Annotated in this window: 19 protein-coding genes and 1 pseudogene; 15 read left to right on the top strand and 5 right to left on the bottom strand. The window is 35.9% G+C overall.

The genetic code is table 11. The features are described from left to right. The first annotated feature begins 17 nt into the window (after nucleotides 1-17). Both SHYC_RS09195 and SHYC_RS09190 read left to right on the top strand, forming a co-directional pair. Nucleotides 18-920 (top strand): fumarylacetoacetate hydrolase family protein, encoded by a 903-nt coding sequence (locus SHYC_RS09195; protein WP_039646528.1) that lies wholly within the window; start codon nucleotides 18-20, stop codon nucleotides 918-920. Between the two features lie 195 nt (nucleotides 921-1,115). Further along, a complete protein-coding gene (locus SHYC_RS09190; RefSeq protein WP_039646526.1) occupies nucleotides 1,116-1,505 on the top strand; it encodes a YisL family protein in 390 nt (129 codons plus the stop codon). Nucleotides 1,506-1,702: 197 nt separating this feature from the next. Here SHYC_RS09190 and SHYC_RS09185 read toward each other — a convergent pair whose 3' ends face one another. Both SHYC_RS09185 and SHYC_RS09180 read right to left on the bottom strand, forming a co-directional pair. Then, a complete protein-coding gene (locus SHYC_RS09185) occupies nucleotides 1,703-3,025 on the bottom strand; it encodes a CoA-disulfide reductase (RefSeq protein WP_039646524.1) in 1,323 nt (440 codons plus the stop codon). 12 nt (nucleotides 3,026-3,037) lie between these two features. Further along, nucleotides 3,038-3,862, bottom strand: coding sequence for a Cof-type HAD-IIB family hydrolase (locus SHYC_RS09180; RefSeq protein WP_039646522.1), 825 nt, complete (start codon nucleotides 3,860-3,862; stop codon nucleotides 3,038-3,040). Between the two features lie 112 nt (nucleotides 3,863-3,974). Here SHYC_RS09180 and SHYC_RS09175 point away from each other — a divergent pair, with 112 nt between their 5' ends. Beyond that, nucleotides 3,975-4,283: a metal-sulfur cluster assembly factor gene (locus SHYC_RS09175; protein WP_039646520.1), complete on the top strand. Its 309-nt coding sequence runs from the start codon at nucleotides 3,975-3,977 to the stop codon at nucleotides 4,281-4,283. A 233-nt stretch (nucleotides 4,284-4,516) separates the two neighbouring features. After that, complete coding sequence (clpB, locus tag SHYC_RS09170; protein ID WP_039646518.1) at nucleotides 4,517-7,126, top strand: ATP-dependent chaperone ClpB; 2,610 nt, start codon at nucleotides 4,517-4,519, stop codon at nucleotides 7,124-7,126. 234 nt (nucleotides 7,127-7,360) lie between these two features. Here the strand turns inward: clpB and SHYC_RS09165 are convergent, their stop codons facing one another. After that, nucleotides 7,361-7,561, bottom strand: coding sequence for a YjzD family protein (locus tag SHYC_RS09165; protein ID WP_039646516.1), 201 nt, complete (start codon nucleotides 7,559-7,561; stop codon nucleotides 7,361-7,363). A gap of 150 nt (nucleotides 7,562-7,711) precedes the next feature. Here SHYC_RS09165 and SHYC_RS09160 point away from each other — a divergent pair, with 150 nt between their 5' ends. Together SHYC_RS09160 and fabF are read left to right on the top strand one after the other, a co-directional pair. After that, on the top strand, nucleotides 7,712-8,653 hold the full coding sequence (locus tag SHYC_RS09160; protein WP_039646514.1) for a beta-ketoacyl-ACP synthase III: 942 nt from the start codon (nucleotides 7,712-7,714) through the stop codon (nucleotides 8,651-8,653). A gap of 16 nt (nucleotides 8,654-8,669) precedes the next feature. Beyond that, a complete protein-coding gene (gene fabF / locus SHYC_RS09155; RefSeq protein WP_039646512.1) occupies nucleotides 8,670-9,914 on the top strand; it encodes a beta-ketoacyl-ACP synthase II in 1,245 nt (414 codons plus the stop codon). 442 nt (nucleotides 9,915-10,356) lie between these two features. On the opposite strand, the gene SHYC_RS09150 is transcribed toward fabF, so the two are convergent. Further along, on the bottom strand, nucleotides 10,357-10,737 hold the full coding sequence (locus SHYC_RS09150; RefSeq protein ID WP_039646509.1) for a DUF3899 domain-containing protein: 381 nt from the start codon (nucleotides 10,735-10,737) through the stop codon (nucleotides 10,357-10,359). A 249-nt stretch (nucleotides 10,738-10,986) separates the two neighbouring features. Between SHYC_RS09150 and opp3b the strand changes: the two genes are divergently transcribed. The 5 genes and pseudogenes from opp3b (at nucleotide 10,987) to SHYC_RS09125 (ending at nucleotide 16,690) form a co-directional block, all read left to right on the top strand. Beyond that, nucleotides 10,987-11,913, top strand: a complete 927-nt coding sequence (gene opp3b, locus SHYC_RS09145) for an oligopeptide ABC transporter permease (protein ID WP_039646507.1) — start codon at nucleotides 10,987-10,989, stop codon at nucleotides 11,911-11,913. Further along, on the top strand, nucleotides 11,913-12,974 hold the full coding sequence (gene opp3C, locus SHYC_RS09140; protein ID WP_039646505.1) for an oligopeptide ABC transporter permease: 1,062 nt from the start codon (nucleotides 11,913-11,915) through the stop codon (nucleotides 12,972-12,974). The genes opp3b and opp3C overlap by 1 nt, the downstream gene beginning before the upstream one ends. A 14-nt stretch (nucleotides 12,975-12,988) precedes the next feature. Continuing rightward, a complete protein-coding gene (locus tag SHYC_RS09135; protein ID WP_039646503.1) occupies nucleotides 12,989-14,062 on the top strand; it encodes an ABC transporter ATP-binding protein in 1,074 nt (357 codons plus the stop codon). Beyond that, nucleotides 14,062-15,000: an ABC transporter ATP-binding protein gene (locus tag SHYC_RS09130; protein ID WP_039646502.1), complete on the top strand. Its 939-nt coding sequence runs from the start codon at nucleotides 14,062-14,064 to the stop codon at nucleotides 14,998-15,000. Before SHYC_RS09135 ends, SHYC_RS09130 begins: the two co-directional genes overlap by 1 nt. Before the next feature lie 17 nt (nucleotides 15,001-15,017). After that, a pseudogene (locus SHYC_RS09125) lies at nucleotides 15,018-16,690 on the top strand (peptide ABC transporter substrate-binding protein). 39 nt (nucleotides 16,691-16,729) lie between these two features. Here SHYC_RS09125 and trpS read toward each other — a convergent pair. Next, entirely contained in the window at nucleotides 16,730-17,722 is a 993-nt protein-coding gene (gene trpS, locus SHYC_RS09120) for a tryptophan--tRNA ligase (RefSeq protein WP_039646500.1), read from the bottom strand. A gap of 304 nt (nucleotides 17,723-18,026) precedes the next feature. Here trpS and spxA point away from each other — a divergent pair, with 304 nt between their 5' ends. From spxA to pepF, 4 genes are all read left to right on the top strand, one after another. Then, nucleotides 18,027-18,422, top strand: coding sequence for a transcriptional regulator SpxA (spxA, locus tag SHYC_RS09115; RefSeq protein WP_037565881.1), 396 nt, complete (start codon nucleotides 18,027-18,029; stop codon nucleotides 18,420-18,422). Nucleotides 18,423-18,684: 262 nt separating this feature from the next. Continuing rightward, nucleotides 18,685-19,395, top strand: a complete 711-nt coding sequence (mecA, locus tag SHYC_RS09110) for an adaptor protein MecA (RefSeq protein ID WP_039646498.1) — start codon at nucleotides 18,685-18,687, stop codon at nucleotides 19,393-19,395. A gap of 146 nt (nucleotides 19,396-19,541) precedes the next feature. Continuing rightward, nucleotides 19,542-20,510, top strand: a complete 969-nt coding sequence (locus tag SHYC_RS09105) for a competence protein CoiA (protein ID WP_039646496.1) — start codon at nucleotides 19,542-19,544, stop codon at nucleotides 20,508-20,510. A 70-nt stretch (nucleotides 20,511-20,580) separates the two neighbouring features. Beyond that, nucleotides 20,581-22,389, top strand: a complete 1,809-nt coding sequence (gene pepF, locus SHYC_RS09100; RefSeq protein ID WP_039646494.1) for an oligoendopeptidase F — start codon at nucleotides 20,581-20,583, stop codon at nucleotides 22,387-22,389. Nucleotides 22,390-22,525: the final 136 nt, after the last annotated feature.

The raw sequence follows: 22,525 nt of genomic DNA, 5'->3' as shown, positions 1-22,525 counted from the left end.
TTAGGAGCTGATTATGAATGAAATTCTTATCATTCAAGCATAATGGTGAAACATCATTTGGTGTAAAAGTAAAACGCGAAGAAGCGGCATGGGATTTAACAAAAGTTTTTGCTGACTTTGCAGAAGGTGATTTTCATCCTAAAACATTATTAGAAGGATTACAACAAAATCAAACGATTGAATTTCAAGAACAAGTGCGTAAAGCAGTGGTTGCTGCTGAAGACAGTGGCCGTGGTGAAGCTTATAAAGTGAAATTTGATGATATCGAATTTTTACCACCAGTAACACCTACAAACAATGTTATAGCATTCGGTCGTAACTATAAAGCGCATGCAGAAGAGTTGAATCATGAAGTAAATCGTTTATACGTATTCACTAAAGCAGCATCATCTTTAACTGGTGATGAAAGTACAATTCCAAACCATAAAGATATTACGGATACGTTAGATTATGAAGGCGAATTAGGAATTGTTATTGGAAAATCCGGTGAAAAGATTCCTAAAGGACTTGCACTTGACTATGTATATGGATATACAATTATCAATGATATTACAGACCGTACAGCTCAAAAAGCGCACGATCAAGCCTTTTTATCTAAGAGTTTAACAGGTGGCTGTCCAATGGGACCATATATCGTTACAAAAGATGAAATGCCTACGCCAGAAAATGTCAATATTGTAACGAAAGTGAATAACGAAATACGTCAAGACGGCAACACATCTGAGATGATTTTAAAAATCGACGAATTAATCGAAGAAATTTCCAAATATGTGGCATTACATCCAGGTGACATTATTGCGACAGGTACGCCATCAGGTGTTGGTGCGGGTATGAACCCTCCGCAATACCTACAACCAGGTGATGAAGTAAAAGTTACAGTAGATAATATTGGCACATTGACTAATTATATAGAAAAATAAAGCATTATTAATAACGCCTTCAAAGTTTATCTAAATATGAATTTTGAAGGCGTTTCTTATGTGTGACTATTTAATGAAGCGCTGGTAATCGTATGTTCATATGTGTTTGATGAAACGTCAGACGGGTTATTTAAATGTATGACTACTATTATTATGGTATAATCAATAAAGTTATGTATAAAAGGAGGGTCTATAATGGTTTTAATTAATTTGCATATCATAAGTTGGATTATTTTATTGATTTTATTTTTTGCTACTTACGAAAATTTCTCAAATAAACAAGGTCCAACGCCACTGTTTAAACCATTACATATGGCGACGCGTTTATTTATGCTATTAGTTTTGATTACGGGTGTATGGCTTATCGTAAATGCGTTTACGAGTGCGGGATCAAACCATATGTTGTTAACATTAAAAATGTTAATGGGAATTGCAATCGTTGGTTTAATGGAAGTGACAATTGCACGTAAAAAACGCCAAGCATCTAGCCGTGGCTTATTTATAGCAACATGGGCTGTTGCATTATTAACGATTATTCTAGGTATTATCTTACCTTGGGGTCCAATGACACAACTATTTCATTAAACATAAATAAGGTAGGAAAATCATGCTACCTCAATTTAAAAACCTTCAAAGTTCATTTGCTTATGAACTTTGAAGGTTATTTATATGGATAGGATTATACATGCATGTGAACAGTTTTGATTTATGCCTTAGGTGAAAGGGATAATACATTGAAACATGTATCAGGATCGAAATTACATTGCTTTGTGACTGTCGGTTTAATTGCGCGCCTTATACCCTAACATGTTGATTGCATCCTTAGGGTGACTGTATGGTGGTGCATAAGCCACTTCGAATTCAGTGAGGTCGTCAATCGTTGCGTCATGCATCATAGCCATTGTTAACACGTCTATGCGTTTGTCAACGCCGTCTTTACCAATCGCAGCTGCACGCAATAACCGTCGATTTTGCTTATCATAATAAGCACGCAAGTGTAGTTTTGAATTATTAGGATAATATCCTGCATGCGCGGTTTGTTTAACTTCGACAACGCCATAGTCAAAATGTTTGAGTTCATGCGGAGCAATGCCTGTACTTGCTAACGTATAATCGAAAAATTTAACGATATTTGCGCCTAAAAAACCTTTAAATGTGACATTAGAATGGCCAGCCAGTTGTTCGGCGATGATACTTGCGCCACGATGGGCCCCCCAAGCTAACGGCACGTGTGCGTGAAGGTCAACGTGGCGATAATGGTGAGTAATAATATCACCCAATGCGTAAATGTCTGGATGATTTGTTTGAAAACGTGCATTCACAGGAATATATCCTTTTTCATCTAGCGTAATTCCTGAATGCTTTAAAAACTCAGAATTAGGTTTTACGCCAACACCAGTGATAATTAAATCGTAATTTTCTTTAATACCTGATTTAAAAGTCACCATCGTACCTTCTATGTTTTTGATTTCTTCATTTAAACGATATGGAATATGACGTGCCTTTAAAGCTTCAAAAATAACATGATTCATATCTTGATCCATATGTTTATTAATTGCTTCAGACCGGTGGATAAGCGTAGGATTTAGGCCACGATGGTACATATTTTCTAATACCTCTAAACTCACGTAACCACCACCCACAATAAGGACACGTTTAACGTCATGCTGGGTAATGTATGTTTCAATAGCATCTGTATCTTCCATATTCCGTAAAGTGAACAGATGTGGCGCTTCAAAGTTTAAGTGATGTGCGCGTGCGCCAGGGCTTAATATTAATGTATCAAAAGTGTCATTAAACGTAGTGCCTGTTTCATGATTTTTAACCGTGACACATTTCTTTTGGCTATCGACAGCGATGACTTCGTGCTTCACCAAAACATGAATATTTTTCTTCTCTTTAAATATTTGAGGTGTGATTGGAAGTAACGCCTCGCGTGTTTCAACTACATGACCAAGATAATAAGGCAAACCGCAATTCGCAAAACTCATATCTCTATCTTTTTCATAAACAGTAATGTGAGCATTTGGATCTAAACGACGGAGTTGACTTGCGGCAGTCGCACCACCTGCAACTGCGCCAACGACGATAACTTTTTGACTCATATGAAGACCTCCTTAGTTGTCTTTAGTGATATTTAATTGGAAATAATGATTTAAATAAATACCGATTCCATCTTCATTATTTGATGCAGTTGTTTCTTTAGCAACATGTTTAAGTTCAGGTATGGCATTTGCCATAGCTACACCATGTTTTGCATATTTAATCATTTCGATATCATTATCTTCGTCACCAAAAGCAATAATATGTTGACGCTCAATTTGAAGATAATCTTTAACGATATCTATACCAACGGCTTTACTAATACCACGTTTTACAATTTCAATCACTGGGAATGGTGCACCCCAACGTCGATGCTCAATATTTTCAGCATAAAAACGTGTTAATATCTTTTTAATGCGAGGAATTTGATGTTCGTCTGCTTCAATTAATAAACTTGTTGGATCTTCTTTTAAAAGTGTTCTTAAATCTCCTACTTGGATATTTGCATCCCCCATACTAAACCCTTCAAATAAATTTTCATCGTAACGATCAAGATAGACTTGATCCATGACCTCAGCAATCATATTTTGCACATTCATTGTTTTTAAAGTATCAATGATACATGTAGCAATGCCTTCATCTAAGCGTGCATGTTGTGTAGGGAACTGTGCGTCTTTAGGGTGGTGTACATAGGCACCATTAAAATTAACAACAGGTGTATCCATATTGAGTTCATCATAATATCGTTTACTTGCTCTATATGGGCGGCCTGTTGAAATCATAATCGCGTGACCTTGGGATTGTAATGTTTTAAGTACTTTAAATGTATAGGGGGTAATATTTTTATCATCATTTAGTAAAGTGCCATCTAAATCGAGGCAAATCAAATGTTGTTTCATAATTGTCTCCTTATGCGCTAGTTTCAATGTATGCTTATCATAGCATTTTATTGTCGTAATGTCTGAATTTTGATATATTGAGAGTAGTTATTAATTAGAAGAGGTGAATCTCATGGAAGAGGCTTTAAAAGATAATATTTTAGGCGCTTTAGAAAACGTTATTGACCCTGAACTCGGGATTGATATCGTGAACTTAGGCCTTGTTTATAAAGTGGACTTAAATGATGACGGCCTTTGTACTGTTGAGATGACTTTAACATCAATCGGATGTCCGATGGGACCACAAATTGTTGATCAAGTCAAAACAGCACTAGGTGAATTACCAGAAATTAAAGATACAGAAGTGAACATTGTGTGGAATCCACCGTGGACGAAGGATATGATGTCTCGTTATGCCAAAATTGCTTTAGGTGTGAGTTAAAATAGAATATATAATAATGAAAGAACTTCCTGAGATACGTAGGAGGTTCTTTTTCGTTAAATTTAACGTATGTTTGAAATTCATATGAAAGGTTAATAAGAATGACATAGGTGAATTAGTCAAAAAAAGTCAAACTAAATTGTTGCATTCAATAACGTATGAACGTATAATATAATTAAGGTCAAAGAAAGTCAAAGTCAATAGACCGAGTAAAGATAAAGGAGTGAGACATTTTGGATATCAATCAATTAACACATTCTATTCAAAATGCGCTTCAAAAAGCCATTGAATATGCTAAAGCTTATCAGTTAACAAATGTAGAAATAGAAGCCTTATTAAAGGTCATTTTAGAACAGCCCGAAAGTTTATATCAAAATATATTAGACCGAGCAAATATAGATACAGATGCTTTGAATAAAGCCTATACAGATCAATTATCTCGTTATCCTTCTGTTAAAGGGGATAACGTACAATACGGCCAATATCTAGGTTCGAAAACGAATGAAGTATTTAATAAAGCAGAAGAATATATGAAAGAATATGAAGATGAATTCATTTCAATGGAACACTTGTTAAGAGCAGCTATAGATATTGATGACATCACACGTCAATATGTGGGTAATAAACAAGAAGTCATTAATGAAATTATTAAGAAAGTTAGAGGAGGGAATCACGTGACAACTCAAAATCCTGAAGTAAACTATGAAGCATTAGCTAAATATGGACGCGATCTCGTTGAAGAAGTCAGAAAAGGAAACATGGATCCAGTCATTGGTCGTGATGAAGAAATTCGAAATACCATTCGTATTTTAAGCCGCAAAACGAAAAATAATCCTGTGCTGATTGGTGAACCTGGTGTAGGTAAAACAGCAATCGTTGAAGGGCTAGCACAACGTATTGTAAAACGAGACGTACCAGATTCTTTATTAGATAAAACAGTCTTTGAACTTGATTTAAGTGCATTGGTTGCAGGTGCGAAATATCGTGGTGAATTTGAAGAACGTTTAAAAGCGGTATTAAAAGAAGTAAAAGAATCCAATGGACGCATTTTATTATTTATAGATGAAATTCACATGTTAGTGGGGGCTGGTAAAACGGACGGCGCTATGGATGCTGGCAATATGTTAAAACCAATGCTTGCACGTGGTGAACTTCACTGTATTGGTGCAACGACGTTAAATGAATACCGTGAATACATTGAGAAAGATTCTGCATTAGAACGTCGTTTCCAAAAAGTTAATGTAAAAGAACCAAATATTGAAGATACGATTTCGATTTTACGTGGTTTAAAAGAACGTTATGAAGTACACCATGGCGTACGTATTCAAGATAGAGCTTTAGTTGCGGCTGCAGAACTTTCAGACCGTTACATTACGGATCGATTTTTACCAGATAAAGCGATCGACCTTGTCGACCAAGCTTCAGCAACAATCCGTACAGAAATGGGATCTAATCCTACTGAATTAGATCAAGTGAATCGTCGTGTCATGCAATTAGAAATTGAAGAAAATGCATTGAAGAAAGAATCAGATGAAGCAAGTCAAATGCGTCTTAAAGAATTGCAAGAAGAACTTGCAGAAGAAAAAGAAGTCCAAGCGCAACTACAATCACGAGTGGAAAGTGAAAAAGAGAAAATAGCAAAAGTTCAAGAAAAAAGAACAGAACTTGATGAAAGCCGTAAAGCATTAGAGGATGCGGAAAATAATTATGACTTGGAAAAAGCTGCAGAATTGCAACATGGTAAAATTCCTCAACTTGAAAAAGAATTGAAAGAATTAGAAGCTTCCTTCCAAGAATCACAAGGTGCAGACGGTGACCGTATCATTCGTGAAGTTGTAACGGATGAGGAAATTGGAGAAATTGTAAGTCAATGGACGGGTATCCCAGTTTCTAAACTTGTTGAAACAGAACGTGAAAAATTACTACACCTCTCTGATATTCTACATGAACGTGTTGTAGGTCAGGATAGCGCGGTAGATTTAGTTGCGGATGCTGTTGTACGTGCACGTGCGGGTATTAAAGACCCTGACCGACCTATTGGTTCATTTTTATTCTTAGGACCAACTGGGGTAGGGAAAACAGAACTTGCGAAATCCTTGGCGTCAACGTTATTTGACTCTGAACGTCATATGATTCGAATCGACATGAGTGAATATATGGAGAAACATGCGGTATCTCGTCTTATTGGTGCACCTCCAGGTTATGTCGGACATGACGAAGGTGGTCAATTAACTGAAGCGGTCAGACGCAACCCATATTCAGTTATTTTATTAGATGAAATTGAAAAAGCACATTCTGATGTCTTTAACGTATTACTTCAAATCTTAGATGACGGTCGTTTAACTGACTCTAAAGGTAGAAGTGTAGACTTTAAAAATACAATTATCATCATGACAAGTAATATTGGTTCTCAAATTTTACTTGACCGTGTGAAAGATACTGGAGAAATTACAGAAGATACGGAAAAAGCGGTGATGGATAGCTTGCATAGTTATTTTAAACCTGAAATTTTAAACCGTATGGATGACATCGTTTTATTCAAACCATTATCTGTGGATGATATGCAGATGATTGTTGATAAGGTATTGAGAAACCTAAATATGCGTCTAACTGATCAGCGTATCACATTAGAAATATCTGATGCTGCGAAAAAATGGATGGGTGAAACAGCGTATGAACCACAGTTTGGTGCACGTCCATTAAAACGATTTGTTCAACGCCATGTAGAGACACCATTGGCACGTATGATGATTAAAGAAAATCTCCCTGAAGGTACTAAAGTATATGGAGATGTTGAAAATGGGGAAATCACATTTAAAGTAACTCCACCAACAGACGCATAAAATGTCATTGATGTCATTTAAGTAAGTTGAAAGCAAGGGGTTAAATTAATTCGTTTTTTTATGGGTAATACGCTTTAACTCCTTTTAGTTTGTTTGAAGTGTCAATATGAGAATAGATATAAAAAACCTTCAAAATTCATCGTCATGAATTTTGAAGGTTTTTGTGTGTAGCGTGGCATTTCAATCATACAACTACACAAATTTACATTGAAATCATTAAAGAGATAGTAAATATTACTTTTGATTATCTTTAGCTGGATGGTATGTATCAGGTTTAATTGCAATATCGATTAATACGACGATGATTACCATCAATACAGCTAAAATAAGTGGTGCAATAAAGTTAATAGGTCCACCACCATTTAGACTATTAAGTACGAAATTAACCATCTCTAATAAGAGTACCGCCCAAAAAAATGTAAAGAAGTATTTCATTACGATATGCCTCCATTTATACTGATAGTTCCATTATAAGTGTCTGAGTTTATTTTGTATAGTCGTGATAGTGTTAGACTTGTCTTTTTTAATGTCATTATGGTAAATTAATACCTGGTATTAAAAATATATGAAGAAGGTGTTCAAACCATGAATGTAGGTATTAAAGGATTTGGGGCGTATGCACCAGAACGCGTTGTAGATAATGCACACTTTGAATCATACCTTGATACATCAGATGAATGGATTTCCCAAATGACTGGGATTAAAGAACGAAGATGGGCAAATGATGACGAGAAAACGTCAGATTTAGCATATGAAGCAAGTGTACGTGCTATTGAAGATGCGGGTATAGATAAAGAAGATATCGACATGGTTATAGTAGCAACATCTAGCGGTGATCATCGCTTTCCAACCGTTGCTAATATGTTACAACATCGATTAGGTTTAAATAAAGTAGCTTCTGTGGATCAACTCGCAGCTTGTACAGGTTTCATGTATGGTATTGTAACAGCAAGAGCATTTATATTATCAGGAGATTACAAAAATGTGCTTGTTGTAGGTGCGGATCGTTTATCTGGGATTACAGATTTAGATGATCGTTCTACAGCTATTTTATTTGGAGATGGTGCTGGAGCGGCTATTATTGGCGAAGTGTCTGCTAACCGTGGTATTCTAAGTTATGAACTAGGTTCTGACGGTGTTGGTGGGAAATACCTCTACCAAGATCAAGAAACAGATTATATTAGAATGAATGGACGAGAAGTGTTTAAATTTGCTGTACGTATTATGGGAGATTCCTCATTACGTGTAGTTGAAAAAGCCAATTTGACTCCGGATGATATTGATTTATTCGTGCCACATCAAGCGAATATTCGTATTATGGAATCGGCGCGTCAAAGGTTAAATATTCCGAAAGAAAAAATGAGTGTATCGGTCGATAAATATGGTAACACTTCAGCGGCATCCATTCCATTGAGTATTTCTGAAGAATTAAAAGCTGGTCGAATTAAAGACGATGATGTGCTCGTGTTAGTCGGTTTTGGCGGCGGACTAACTTGGGGCTCACTAGTAATTCGATGGGGAAAATAGTAGAGGAGGAACATAAATGACTAAAAAACAACGTGTCGTAGTTACTGGTTTAGGTGCATTATCGCCAATTGGAAATGACGTACCTACGATGTGGGACAATGCTTTAAAGGGTGTCAACGGTATTGATAAAATTACACGTATCGATACAGAACCTTATAATGTTCATATTGGTGGAGAATTAAAAGACTTTAATATAGAAGATCATATCACGAAAAAAGAGACTAGAAAGATGTCTCGTTTTACGCAATATGCTGTTGTTGCCGCTAGGGAAGCTTTAAAAGATTCAGGGTTAACGATTGATGAATCTAATGCAGACAGAGTTGGGGTTTGGATCGGTTCTGGTATTGGCGGAATGGAAACATTTGAAGAAGCCTATGATTTATTAAAGAAAAAAGGACCACGTCGTGTGAGCCCGTTTTTCGTGCCAATGCTTATCCCGGATATGGCGACTGGTCAAGTATCTATCGATTTAGGGGCTAAAGGTCCGAATGGTGCGACTGTCACAGCATGTGCGACCGCGACAAATTCTATCGGTGAAGCTTTTAAATTTATTGAACGTGGCGATGCAGATGCGATGATAGCAGGCGGTACAGAGGCACCGATTACGCATATGGCAATTGCAGGATTCAGTGCGAGTCGTGCTTTATCTACAAATGACGATATTGAAACAGCGTGTCGTCCATTCCAAGAAGGTCGCGATGGTTTTGTTATGGGTGAAGGCGCAGGTATTCTTATTTTAGAATCACTTGAATCTGCAAAAGCCCGCGGTGCTAAAATTTATGCTGAAATTGTTGGTTACGGTTCTACTGGTGATGCACATCATATTACTGCGCCAGGTCCTGATGGTGAAGGTGGTTCTCGTGCTATGGAAGCGGCCATAAAAGATGCAGGAATTGAACCTAGCGATATTCAATATTTGAATGCGCACGGTACAAGTACACCAGTAGGTGACTTGTTTGAAATTAAAGCCATTAAAAATACATTTGGTGAAGCAGCGAAACAACTAAAAATTAGTTCAACAAAGTCAATGACAGGTCATTTACTTGGTGCTACTGGTGGCGTTGAAGCAATTTTCTCAGTACTTTCTATTAGGGATAAAAAGATTGCCCCAACAATTCATGTAGAGAAAAATGATCCTGAAATTGATTTAGATATTACACCTAACAAAGCCGTTGATTGTGAAATTAACTATGCGATGAGTAATAGTTTAGGTTTTGGTGGTCATAACGCAGTATTAATATTTAAAAAATATGATGAATAATCATACTTTCATTTTAGTGGAAAAGGAGTGTTGCACACGACGTGCACACTCCTTTTTGTGTAGCCCATGTGCCAGGTGTATGCTCTGAAATATCGCAAACGACCATAACTCATTAGGTAACGATACGCTTTTAAATAGTAAAGATCATATGTATAAAATCCACTATGTTACAGATACATCGCGTGATGTATGAACATGACTAAATATACAGACTTGTGTGCCACGTGTATACAAAGTATACCTATGTTTTATGTCGTACTATTCTTATGACTATATAATAGTAGAAAAGCGTCACAACGAAAAACAAGTCAACAAACATGACTTTTTAAGAAATGGATGATTAGATAGTACATCATTCGATATTCACATGACGAAAAAAATAAAACACAGATGTTCTTTTAGTAAAGACATCTGTGTTTTGTGTATACAGAAAAATGTATGACTAATAGGTTGTAAATGCAAGTACAAAGGAAAGCAAAATATAGAATACATGTACATATAAGGCAGGCTTAATCCATGACTGTACAACATATTCTGATTTTTTAGGTTGTTTGGGATTAAAAAATGAATCGGATTCGTAACGATCTTTATCTTTTTTACGCATCATTTGATATTTAAAACGTCTAAAGCCATAGCTAGTGACATCTAAGATGCCTTCTTGAATGACTAAAAGTGTAAATAATAAAATCGCAAAAATAATAGAAAAAGTAAAAAATAAATTAATAAAGTGGGTCCATGTATGTAGACTAAACAACCAAGAGACGATGGTACATAATGGGGTCATGAGAATATAAACCCAAGATCGTTGAGGTAGATGTGACATAACTTCATTCCTTACGCATTGTTTTAGATTATTGTAACCTACCGCTCTATGAATTTGAAGCATTTTTAGTTCAACATAAATTATTTTTTTCTTGAAATAATATCTTGATATAAAGCTATTTCATGTAAAATGCTTTATCACTGTAAATTGAAATGATATTGATTAATTTGCACCCTTGTGATTATAATATTGTTAATATTTCTGAAAATTTTGAAGGGAATGTTAATTACACACAAGGGGGTATGTTTGATGCTTAGATATACGATTAAGCGATTGTTATACATGGTGATATCACTATTTATTATTATTTCAATCACATTTTTCCTTATGAAATTGATGCCCGGATCACCGTTTAACGACGAAAAGTTGAGTGAAGAGCAAAAAACAATGTTAAACGAAAAGTATGGGTTAAATGATCCATTACCAATTCAATATGGAAATTATATGGCTAATGTCGTCAAAGGTGATTTTGGTAATTCGTTCCAATATGACAACCAACCGGTTTGGGATTTAATTAAACCAAGACTTGTTCCATCATTTCAAATGGGACTCTTTTCAATGATTATTGGTGTCATATTAGGGTTGTTGCTCGGTGTCGTAGCAGCAACTCGGCAAAATACCTGGGTTGACTATCTTGCCACCTTTATTTCTGTTATTGCGATTTCGGTTCCATCATTCGTATTAGCTGTATTATTACAGTATGTATTTGCTGTACGATTACAATGGTTTCCAGTTGCAGGGTGGGAAGGTATTTCTACAGCGATATTACCGTCACTAGCCCTTTCAGCAGTTGTTGTGGCTACAGTTGCACGCTACATTCGTGCTGAAATGATTGAAGTGTTGAGTTCGGATTACATATTACTGGCTCGAGCAAAAGGGAACTCAACACAACGCGTGTTATTTGGTCATGCGCTACGCAATGCTTTGATACCCGTCATTACTATTTTAGTTCCAATGTTGGCAAGTATTTTAACAGGGACACTGACAATCGAGAACATCTTCGGTGTGCCTGGATTAGGGGACCAATTCGTACGTTCGATTACGACGAATGACTTTTCGGTGATTATGGCAATTACACTATTATTTAGTACATTATTCATCGTGTCTATTTTTATCGTCGACATTCTATATGGCCTAATCGATCCTAGAATTCGTTTACAAGGGGGTAAAAAGTAATGACGAAAGAAGAGCGAACTTTACCTAGAGATGACCATTCAGGTGCAACTGTAGCTCAAACGTCGGGGATTATGCATGAAGATTTTATACGTACAGGCGCACCTGACAGTAGCGAGCAAGATTTCCAAAGAGAAGGACGTACATTTTGGCAAGATGCATGGTCTCAATTAACACGTAATAAATTAGCAGTAGTGGGCATGATTGGACTCATCATCATATTAATATTGGCGATTGTAGGTCCGTTAATTAGTACTCATGACTATGCTGAGCAAGATGTTGAACGACGTAATTTACCACCAAAAATTGCTGTACTAGATCAAATCCCCTTTTTACCCTTTGACGGTGAAGGTGTAGATGGTAACGCATATGACAAAGCACATGTGAAACAAAATTTTTGGTTTGGTACTGATCAACTTGGACGTGATATTTGGACTAGAACGTGGCAAGGCGCACAAGTCTCATTATTTATTGGTTTAGTAGCAGCATTGTTAGACATATTTATTGGCGTAATATACGGTGCGATTTCTGGTTATTTTGGTGGTCGGATTGATGACTTTATGCAACGTGTTATCGAAATTATTTCATCTATTCCAACACTTATCGTTGTGATTTTATTCGTATTAATATTTGAACCATCAATTTGGACAATTATTTTGGCGATGGCAATTACAGGATGGATTGGGATGAGCCGTGTTGTACGTGGAGAATTTTTAAAATTAAAAAATCAGGAATTTGTTTTAGCTTCACGTACTTTAGGGACATCAAATTTAAAACTTATTTTTAAGCATATCTTACCTAATACGTTAGGCGCGATTATCGTAACGTCTATGTTTACAGTGCCAAACGCAATTTTCTTCGAGGCATTCTTAAGTTTTATTGGTATTGGTGTACCAGCACCTCAAACGTCATTAGGATCACTGGTGAATGAGGGACGTGCGATGTTATTAATTCATCCACACCAATTATTTATTCCGGCTTTCATATTAAGTTTATTAATTCTATTTTTCTATCTATTTAGTGACGGTTTACGAGATGCATTTGACCCTAAAATGCGAAAATAAAGGAGGTATGACCAATGTCAGAACGTGTAATTGAAGTAAATGACTTGCATGTCTCTTTTGATATCGAAGTTGGGGAAGTGCAAGCTGTACGCGGTGTAGATTTTTATTTAAACAAAGGGGAAACGTTAGCGATTGTAGGTGAGTCAGGTTCAGGTAAATCTGTAACGACAAAAGCCATTACGAAATTGTTCCAAGGAAAGTCAGGGCGTATTAAGCAAGGCAGTATTATGTTCAATGGCGAAGACTTAACCCAAAAGTCAGAAAAAGAACTAATGAAATTACGGGGGAAGGAAATCTCGATGATTTTCCAAGACCCAATGACGTCTTTAAATCCTACCATGAAAATAGGAAAACAGGTAATGGAACCTATTATGAAACATATTGGACTGAATAAGACGGATGCGAAAAAACGAGCCATCGAATTGTTAGAGCTAGTAGGTTTGAAACGTGTTAAAGAACGATTCAATGCGTATCCACATCAATTTTCTGGAGGACAACGTCAACGTATTGTCATTGCATTAGCACTTGCGTGTGAACCGAAGATTCTAATTGCGGATGAACCGACAACGGCTTTAGACGTAACAATGCAAGCACAAATTTTAGATTTAATGAAAGAGCTTCAACAAAAGATTGATACATCAATTATATTTATTACCCATGATTTAGGGGTCGTTGCAAATGTTGCTGATCGTGTTGCAGTCATGTACGGTGGCCAAATGATAGAAACGGGAGATGTGGATGAAATATTTTATGATCCGAAACATCCGTATACGTGGGGATTACTATCATCAATGCCTGATTTGGAAACAGAGGGCTCAACAGCGTTACGTGCAATTCCAGGCTCGCCACCGGATTTAGTTCATCCACCAAAAGGCGATGCATTTGCTGCTCGTAGTGAGTATGCGTTAGCTATAGATTTTAAAGAAGCACCACCATGGTACCGTGTGTCACCTACACATTATGTTCGTTCATGGTTGTTAGATGAACGTGCACCAAAAGTAGATCCACCAGAGTTAGTGAAGCGCAAACAACGTCCTATGCCAAATAATTTTGCGAAACCAGAACGTGTAGAAAGGGTGTCGTTTTAATGGTGGAAAAAGAGGTCTTAGTAGAAGTTAAACACTTAAAACAATATTTTAACCAAGGTAAACGAAATGAAGTGCGGGCAATTGATGATATTTCATTTGATATTTATAAAGGGGAAACGTTTGGACTTGTTGGTGAATCAGGATCAGGTAAATCTACAACAGGAAAAGCGATAATTAAATTAAATGATGTCACAGACGGTCAGGTGCTTTACGAAGGGGTTAACATACAAAGTATTAAAAAAAGAAAAGACTTACTTAAGTTTAATAAAAAAATCCAAATGATTTTCCAAGATCCCTATGCGTCGCTCAACCCAAGGCTCAAAGTCATGGATATTGTCGCAGAAGGTATAGATATTCATGGACTTGCAAAAGATAAAAAAGACAGAAAAAAGCGTGTATACGACTTACTTGAAACGGTAGGCTTACGTAAGAGTCATGCCAATCGATATCCGCACGAGTTCTCAGGAGGACAACGTCAACGAATCGGTATTGCGCGTGCCTTAGCTGTTGAACCAGAATTTATTATTGCAGACGAACCGATATCGGCATTGGATGTATCCATTCAAGCACAGGTTGTAAATTTAATGCAAAAGCTACAACGCGAACGCAATATTACATTTTTATTTATTGCGCATGATCTTTCCATGGTGAAATACATTTCAGATCGTATAGCGGTTATGCATTTGGGGAAAATCGTGGAACTTGGACCGGCAGATGAGATTTACAATCAACCACTACATCCCTATACAAAATCATTGCTCTCTGCAGTGCCACAACCAGACCCTGATAGCGAACGTTCGCGAAAACGATTTGCGTATGAAGGCGAAAAAAACCCGGATGTACCTAGAACATTAAAAGCATTTACACCCAATCATTACGTCCTTGCGACAGAAGAAGAGTTTCAAGAATTCACTCAAAATAACGGTTTACATGTATAAAACAAAGGAAGGGGGAAATGCAATTGAAAATCGCAAAACATAAAGTCAAACTACTCGTGGCAATCATGAGTTCAGTTATTGTATTATCTGCATGCGGTAATGCTGAAGGGATTTATGATGAAAAAGGGCAAGTGTTTCGAAAAGTGATTCCTCAAGATATGGCGTCATTAGACCCTGCTAAAGTAACGGATAATGTAAGTTTTGATAAATTTAGCCAAGTTTATGAAGGTTTATACACAGCAGGAAAAAATGATAAAGCTGAACCGGGCGTTGCACAAGGAGACCCTGAAATTACGAACGGGGGTAAAACTTGGACGGTTCACTTACGTAAAGATGCCAAATGGTCAAATGGAGATCCAGTCACTGCCCATGATTTTGAATATGGATGGAAACGTGTAGTTGACCCTAATACGGCTTCAGAATATGCGTACATTATGTATGATTTAAAAAATGCAGAAGCGATTAATATGGGAAAAAAGATGTGGATGAACTAGGGGTAAAAGCGATTGACGACCATACTCTCCGTTTTGAACTCACTAAACCGATTCCTTATTTTAAAGAAATGCTCGCATTTGCTACATATTTACCACAAAATGAAAAAGTTGTGAAAAAATATGGCGAACGTTATGGAACATCTGAAGATAAAAGTGTGTACAATGGTCCATTTAAAGTTAAAGACTGGGCTGTAGAAGATAAAATTATTTTAGTGAAAAATGATAAATATTGGGATAAAGACGTTGTGAAACTAGACAAAGTCAATTATAAGGTTCTAAAAGATGGTCAAGCTGGAGCGTCACTTTATGATACAGGTTCAGTAGATGATACGATAATTTCTGCAGAACAAGTGGATAAATATAAAGGGGATCCTGCATTGAAAAAACGTCTTCTTGCCTCAACATTCTACTTGAAATTAAATCAAGACGAAGTCCCAGAGTTTAAAAACAAAAATATGAGACTTGCTTTTTCGCAAGCCATCAATAAAAAAGATTATGTAGATTCTGTATTGAATAACGGTTCTAAAGAAGTGGATGGATTCACTGCTAAAGGAACTGCAGATGCACCTAATGGCAAAGATTTTACAGATCAAATTAAATCACCATTGAAATACGACCCTAAACAGGCTAAAGAGAATTACAATAAAGCTAAAAAAGAACTAGGTAAAGATAAATTCACTTTCACGTTGAACACAGAAGATACTCCAGCGTCTAAAATTTCAGCAGAGTTTATTAAATCTCAAGTTGAAACCACGTTACCAGGGGTTACTGTTAAAATCCAACAATTACCGTTTAAGCAACGTATTGCACGTGAACAAAGTGGAAATTATCAAATTTCACTTTCAGGTTGGGGACCAGATTACCCGGACTCAATGACGTTTCTTAATATTATGACAACAGGTAATTCGTCTAATAATACAGGTTGGAGTAATAAAGAATATGATAAAATGCTTGAAAAAGCGAATGGCGAATTATTGCAAAAACCTGAAGAACGAAATCAAACGCTTGTAGATGCAGAAGAGTTATTGCTTAATGAAGCACCGATTGCACCTGTATATCAAAAAGGGGAAGCGCATCTGACAAATCCACAAGTGAAAAACCTACGTTATCATAATATTGGTGGAGATACATCATTAAAGTACACATATATTGATAAATCTATCGATCGTGACACAGGTAAAAAGAAAGAAAAATAAAAAAACTGCACCCTTCATCTCAGAAAGGGGGCAGTTTTCTTATTTGCGTTTACGTCCAAGTCCCATTGCTTTTTCCATTTTCTTAAGTGTTTTAAAGGAAGTGCGATGTGCTTTTTCTCGGCCTTCATCTAATATGTCATCTAAGCGCTCTGATTGATAGAATTCATTATATTTTTCTTGGAAATGTGTTAAAAAGTCAGCGACGATGTCAGCAAGGTCACCTTTGAACTTACCATAACCTTCGTTCGCATAACGTGATTCTAACGTTTCTATTGATTCATTCGTTAGGCTTGAATATATTGTTAATAAGTTAGAAATACCAGGTTTATGTTCTTTATCGTATTTAACTTCACCATCTGAATCAGTAACAGCACTTTTAATTTTTTTAGCGGCAATATGAGGTTCGTCTAGTAAAGAGATAAAGTTTTTCTGGTTGTCATCACTTTTACTCATTTTTTTAGTTGGGTCTTGTAAGCTCATAATGCGACCACCGACTTTTGGCATTTTAATTTCAGGTTTAGTTAAAACATCGTTATAACGACTATTGAAACGGTCTACTAAGTTACGTGTTAATTCGATATGTTGTTTTTGATCATCACCAACAGGGACAATGTCTGTGTTATATAAAATAATGTCTGCCGCCATTAAAGGTGGATATGTTAATAAACCAGCTGGAATGCCGTCATTTTGTTTTTGTGCTTTATCTTTAAATTGTGTCATGCGCTCAAGTTCCCCAATAGAAGAAATGGTTGTAAGCATCCATCCGGCTTGTACATGCGCAGGGACTTCAGATTGGATGAAAAGTGTAATTTTGTCTGGATTAAGTCCAGCAGCTAAATAAATTGCTGCAAGTTGACGCGTTTGTTGACGTAATTTTAAACGGTCTTGTGGTACCGTTATTGCATGTTGATCTACAATACAAAAATAGCAATCATAGTCTTCTTGAATATCAACAAATTGTTTTAAAGCCCCAATATAATTCCCAATTGTGGGGATACCACTTGGCTGAATTCCTGAGAATAGTGTTTTCATATTTACAATGCCTACTTTCTTTCAAGATAATCATTACTATTGTAACAGTATTTTCTTCGTTTGTAAGTTATGATATGATGATAAGTAAGAAATCGAATAGAATCGTCTCATACTAAAGACTGATAATTTAAAATAAATACTATTTTTACAGATTTCTCATTTAATTTTAATGTTGATTGTCTATAATATAACTATAGCGTTAGAAAAACAGAAAAAGATTTGAGTTGTTTAGACATAGATTGAGCAGTCAAACTAAAACGTTAAAAATTTAATGAATTTTTATTCAATTAGGAGAGTGAGATGTATGGTAACATTATTTACTTCACCAAGTTGCACATCTTGCCGTAAAGCGAAAGCATGGTTACAAGAACATGACATTCCGTATACGGAGCGAAATATTTTTTCTGAGCATTTAACATTAGATGAAATAAAACAAATTTTAAAAATGACTGAAGACGGTACAGATGAAATCATCTCTACACGTTCTAAAACTTATCAAAAATTGAACGTCGATATCGACGCTTTACCATTACAAGATTTATATGGCATCATTCAAGATAATCCTGGTATTTTACGCCGTCCAATTATTTTAGACGATAAGCGTTTGCAAGTAGGATATAATGAAGATGAAATTCGTCGCTTCTTACCTCGAAAAGTACGTACGTTCCAATTGCAAGAAGCACAACGTATGGTTGATTAATTTAAATATCATAAATCGCTTTAGATTTATATGAGATATCGAGTAACGTCATGTCACGTTGCTCGTTTTTTATTTTAATAGCATCAGTGGCTCAATGTGATGAGCTTACGTTTACATATCGTATTTTGAGTAAATACAAGACATATATATTGTAAATAAAATTTTTTCTGAAGATTGCATGCTACAAACAAATAGATTGTATTTTTTGAATTTGTCTACTACAATAGGGTTACTATTCATCGACTGTGAGGAGTGAGATGATATGAGAATAGAGCGCATTGATGATATGACTGTAAAGTTGTTCATCACTTATAAAGATATAGAAGCACGTGGTTTTAAACGCGAAGATTTATGGACGAACCGCAAACGAGGCGAAGAATTTTTTTGGTCTATGATGGAAGAAATTAACCAAGAAGAAGATTTTGTAGTAGAAGGCCCTTTATGGATACAAGTACATGCGTTTGAAAAAGGGGTAGAAGTGACAATTTCAAAATCTAAAAATGACGAGTTAATGCAAATGTCTGACGAGGATCATGCATTAGACGAATTTGATAGTCAGTTAAATGAACTTCTAGCACAATCTTTAAAATCACATTCAAAAGATAATGAAGAACAAGTTGATGATGAAGTAGGCGTACAACATACAGCGACTTCAGATGAAAGTCACGCATTGGCTTCAAATACGCTTGTCTTTAAGTTTGATAGTTTAGAAACGCTCATTGCGTATGCGCATCAAAACAATCAAAAACTAACACGTTATGAAGATTTACTTTATATGTTAAATAACGAATATTATTATATGGTTCATTTTGATCATGATGTAACGGAAGAACCTATTCATGATTTTTACGGACAAGTCCTTGAATACGCAATGCCAACAGATAAAACGGAAGTGTATTTAAACGATTATGGCAAAATAGTTATGAGTCATAATGTACTTGAACAGGTGAAACGTTACTTTACAGATAAATAATATAGAAATCAGCGACACGCCCACTAAACAGGGCGTGTTTTTTATGCATGATATAAGGTTGGTGAATGATTATCTCATACAAAATTTTAAATCGTTTTAGAAGTAAAAGCGCACCGTTTAACGAGTATAACTATGAGGTGATGTTGATGTTAACTGCAATGGATCTTCATAAAAATCAAGTCCATGCGTGTGATGCATCTAAACAAGGTCAATATTATTGTCCTATATGCAAAGCGCAGCTTATTTTAAAGAAAGGGGTTAAGATGGTGCCGCATTTTGCTCACCAAGCACAATCCTTACATTCAAATCATTATGGGGGTGAATCTATACGTCATCAAACGATGAAGTATGGTCTTTATACGTCATTAAAGCAATACTATAACGATGTGCGGTTGGAACCTTATGTAGAGACGATTCAGCAAATTCCTGACATTATTGTAGATCGGTGGGCGCTTGAAATTCAACTAAGCGCGATGAGTATTGGATCATTTCAAAAAAGAACAGAAAAGTTATCTCAACTTGGCTATCACGTGTTATGGTTAACAGAATTACCTAAGTTAAGTCACGGAATGTACAACCTTACACAACGTCATCAAGCATGTATAGATCCATATACGCACACGTTATACAGCCTTAGTGATGATGGAACAGAGATTATTGAATTGTCACAACTTCTGCCTATAAAAGCCAATCGCTTTATAGGTATTCAACAAAGCGTGCACGTTAAAGATTGGCTCACACACATTAACATGAATAATTGTTCACTTACAGTGGTTAAAAAGCTTTCTAGATTACATATAAAAGCATTTCTCACACAATGTCGATTGAAACATAGTGTGCTTGAACCACATTTATCATTAATATATCAGTTGCAAATGACTGATGAGCAAGTGGTTAAATTAACTGGGTTTGTTTTTCCAGAACAAATCTATTTCGTGACCAATCCGATACTATGGCAATTAACGGTATTAAAAGCGTTAAAAAAAGGTGTCATTCCTCATATTTCTGTTAAGCAGTGTTTGAAGCCGCGGTATTTCGCAGAAAAAAAGGTTGATTATGTGCATAAAATGAATATGATGATTCATGCATATTTAAAAATATTGAATGTGACATAGTTTAAAAGTGCAATCTGAATTTAAAAATGAGAAAATAACAGTAATATCATCTTTAGAGGAGGAAAAAACTATGACACAACAACTTACACGTTCAGAACAAGAACAACAACACCCTGAATATACTTGGGATTTAACAACGATTTTTGAAAGTGATGAGGCATGGGAAGCGGCCTTTAAAAAAGTCGAAGGTTACCTTGGTAAAGAAGAAGCTTTTAAAGGTCACTTAGGTGATGATGCTGAAACGCTATACCAAGCACTACGTTTAGAAGATGAAATTGAGACAGAGCTTGAGGAAGTTTATGTATATGCGCATTTAAAGCAAGATCAAGATACAGCGAATGATAAATATACAGGATTTGAAGCGCGTGCCCATCAATTAGCCATCAAACTAAGTTCTGCATGGAGTTTTTTAGTTCCAGAATTACTTCAAATTGAAGAAGCGCGTGTGCAAAAATTTATTTCATCACATGATGGTCTGAAGCGTTTTGAATTTGATTTAAAATTAATTAATGAACAACGTCCGCATGTATTAGATGCAGAGAAAGAAAAATTACTTACAGAAGCTCAAGATGCGTTATCAACACCTAGTAATGTATTCAGTATGTTTGATAATGCAGATTTAACATTTGAAGATGTTACGGATAAAGATGGTCAACACCATCCATTAACGCAAGGTACGTTTATTAAATATTTAGAATCAGATGATCGCACATTACGTGAATCTGCCTACAATAATGTGTATAAAGCGTATGGTGCATACAATAATACGTTAGGCGCAACACTTGCTGGAGAAGTGAAAAAACATGTATTTAATGCGCGCACGCATCATTATAAAACAGCGCGTGAGCAAGCGTTAAGCCGTACACATATTCCTGAGGAAGTATATGACAATTTAGTTAAAACTGTGCATAAGTATTTGCCACTCTTACATCGATATACGAAACTTCGTAAAGAACTACTCGGTGTAGATGACTTGAAAATGTATGATATGTACACACCTATGGTTAAGGACATCCAATTTGATATGCCATATGATGAAGCGGTGGAATGGATGTTAAAGGGATTAGAACCTATGGGCGAAGAATATCTTAATGTCGTAAAAGAAGGTTTACAAAATCGATGGGTTGATGTCTATGAAAATAAAGGTAAGCGTTCAGGTGGATACTCATCAGGTTCTCATAAAACAAATCCATTTATTTTATTGAATTGGTCGAATACTGTATCTGATTTATATACACTGGTTCACGAATTTGGTCATTCTGCACATAGTTACTTTAGTCGTAAAAATCAACCTTCAAACCAAAGTGACTATACTATTTTTGTGGCAGAAGTAGCATCTACATGTAATGAAGCATTATTAAGTTATTATATGGATAAACACTTGGATGATAAGCGACGTTTATTACTATTAAATCAAGAATTAGAACGTTTCCGTGCGACTTTATTCCGCCAAACGATGTTTGCAGAGTTTGAACATAAAATCCATCAGATTGAAGAAGCAGGGGAGCCGTTAACCGCGACACGCATGAATGAAGAATACGCTAAATTAAACCGACAATATTTTGGAGACACTGTTGAAACAGATGATCACATTAGTAAAGAGTGGTCGCGTATTCCACATTTCTACATGAACTATTACGTATATCAATATGCGACAGGGTATAGTGCTGCACAAAGCTTAAGTCATCAAATATTGACAGAAGGTCAACCTGCTGTTGAACGCTATATTAATGAATTTTTGAAAAAAGGAAGCTCAAATTACCCAATTGAAATCTTAAAAAATGCGGGTGTTGATATGACAACGCCACAACCAATTGAAGATGCTTGTAAAGTATTTGAGGAAAAATTAGACGCTTTTGAAAAATTAATGAAAGCTTGAGGGGATTGAATCCGTTTACAATTTGACGGATTTGTGAAATGTTGCATTTTTGGACATTAAAGGGTTGAATCGTTTGTAAACACGTGATATATTATGAGCATGAAATTAATCACATAACAAACATACCCCTTTGTTT

It is taken from the genome of Staphylococcus hyicus, from assembly GCF_000816085.1.
Classification (GTDB): domain Bacteria; phylum Bacillota; class Bacilli; order Staphylococcales; family Staphylococcaceae; genus Staphylococcus; species Staphylococcus hyicus.
Note: the sequence above shows the minus strand (reverse complement) of the source record. Positions and strands in the feature narration are given on the sequence as shown.

Excerpts from the sequence above, each read along its gene's own strand:
- SHYC_RS09105 (WP_039646496.1), top strand. The coding sequence starts at position 19,542 with ATGTTAACTGCAATGGATCTTCATAAAAATCAAGTCCATGCGTGTGAT.
- mecA (WP_039646498.1), top strand. The coding sequence starts at position 18,685 with ATGAGAATAGAGCGCATTGATGATATGACTGTAAAGTTGTTCATCACT.
- SHYC_RS09130 (WP_039646502.1), top strand. The coding sequence starts at position 14,062 with ATGGTGGAAAAAGAGGTCTTAGTAGAAGTTAAACACTTAAAACAATAT.
- SHYC_RS09195 (WP_039646528.1), top strand. The coding sequence starts at position 18 with ATGAAATTCTTATCATTCAAGCATAATGGTGAAACATCATTTGGTGTA.
- fabF (WP_039646512.1), top strand. The coding sequence starts at position 8,670 with ATGACTAAAAAACAACGTGTCGTAGTTACTGGTTTAGGTGCATTATCG.
- SHYC_RS09175 (WP_039646520.1), top strand. The coding sequence starts at position 3,975 with ATGGAAGAGGCTTTAAAAGATAATATTTTAGGCGCTTTAGAAAACGTT.
- SHYC_RS09160 (WP_039646514.1), top strand. The coding sequence starts at position 7,712 with ATGAATGTAGGTATTAAAGGATTTGGGGCGTATGCACCAGAACGCGTT.
- SHYC_RS09185 (WP_039646524.1), bottom strand. The coding sequence starts at position 3,025 with ATGAGTCAAAAAGTTATCGTCGTTGGCGCAGTTGCAGGTGGTGCGACT.
- SHYC_RS09165 (WP_039646516.1), bottom strand. The coding sequence starts at position 7,561 with ATGAAATACTTCTTTACATTTTTTTGGGCGGTACTCTTATTAGAGATG.
- opp3b (WP_039646507.1), top strand. The coding sequence starts at position 10,987 with ATGCTTAGATATACGATTAAGCGATTGTTATACATGGTGATATCACTA.
- SHYC_RS09180 (WP_039646522.1), bottom strand. The coding sequence starts at position 3,862 with ATGAAACAACATTTGATTTGCCTCGATTTAGATGGCACTTTACTAAAT.
- pepF (WP_039646494.1), top strand. The coding sequence starts at position 20,581 with ATGACACAACAACTTACACGTTCAGAACAAGAACAACAACACCCTGAA.
- SHYC_RS09135 (WP_039646503.1), top strand. The coding sequence starts at position 12,989 with ATGTCAGAACGTGTAATTGAAGTAAATGACTTGCATGTCTCTTTTGAT.
- opp3C (WP_039646505.1), top strand. The coding sequence starts at position 11,913 with ATGACGAAAGAAGAGCGAACTTTACCTAGAGATGACCATTCAGGTGCA.
- SHYC_RS09190 (WP_039646526.1), top strand. The coding sequence starts at position 1,116 with ATGGTTTTAATTAATTTGCATATCATAAGTTGGATTATTTTATTGATT.
- SHYC_RS09150 (WP_039646509.1), bottom strand. The coding sequence starts at position 10,737 with ATGTCACATCTACCTCAACGATCTTGGGTTTATATTCTCATGACCCCA.
- spxA (WP_037565881.1), top strand. The coding sequence starts at position 18,027 with ATGGTAACATTATTTACTTCACCAAGTTGCACATCTTGCCGTAAAGCG.
- trpS (WP_039646500.1), bottom strand. The coding sequence starts at position 17,722 with ATGAAAACACTATTCTCAGGAATTCAGCCAAGTGGTATCCCCACAATT.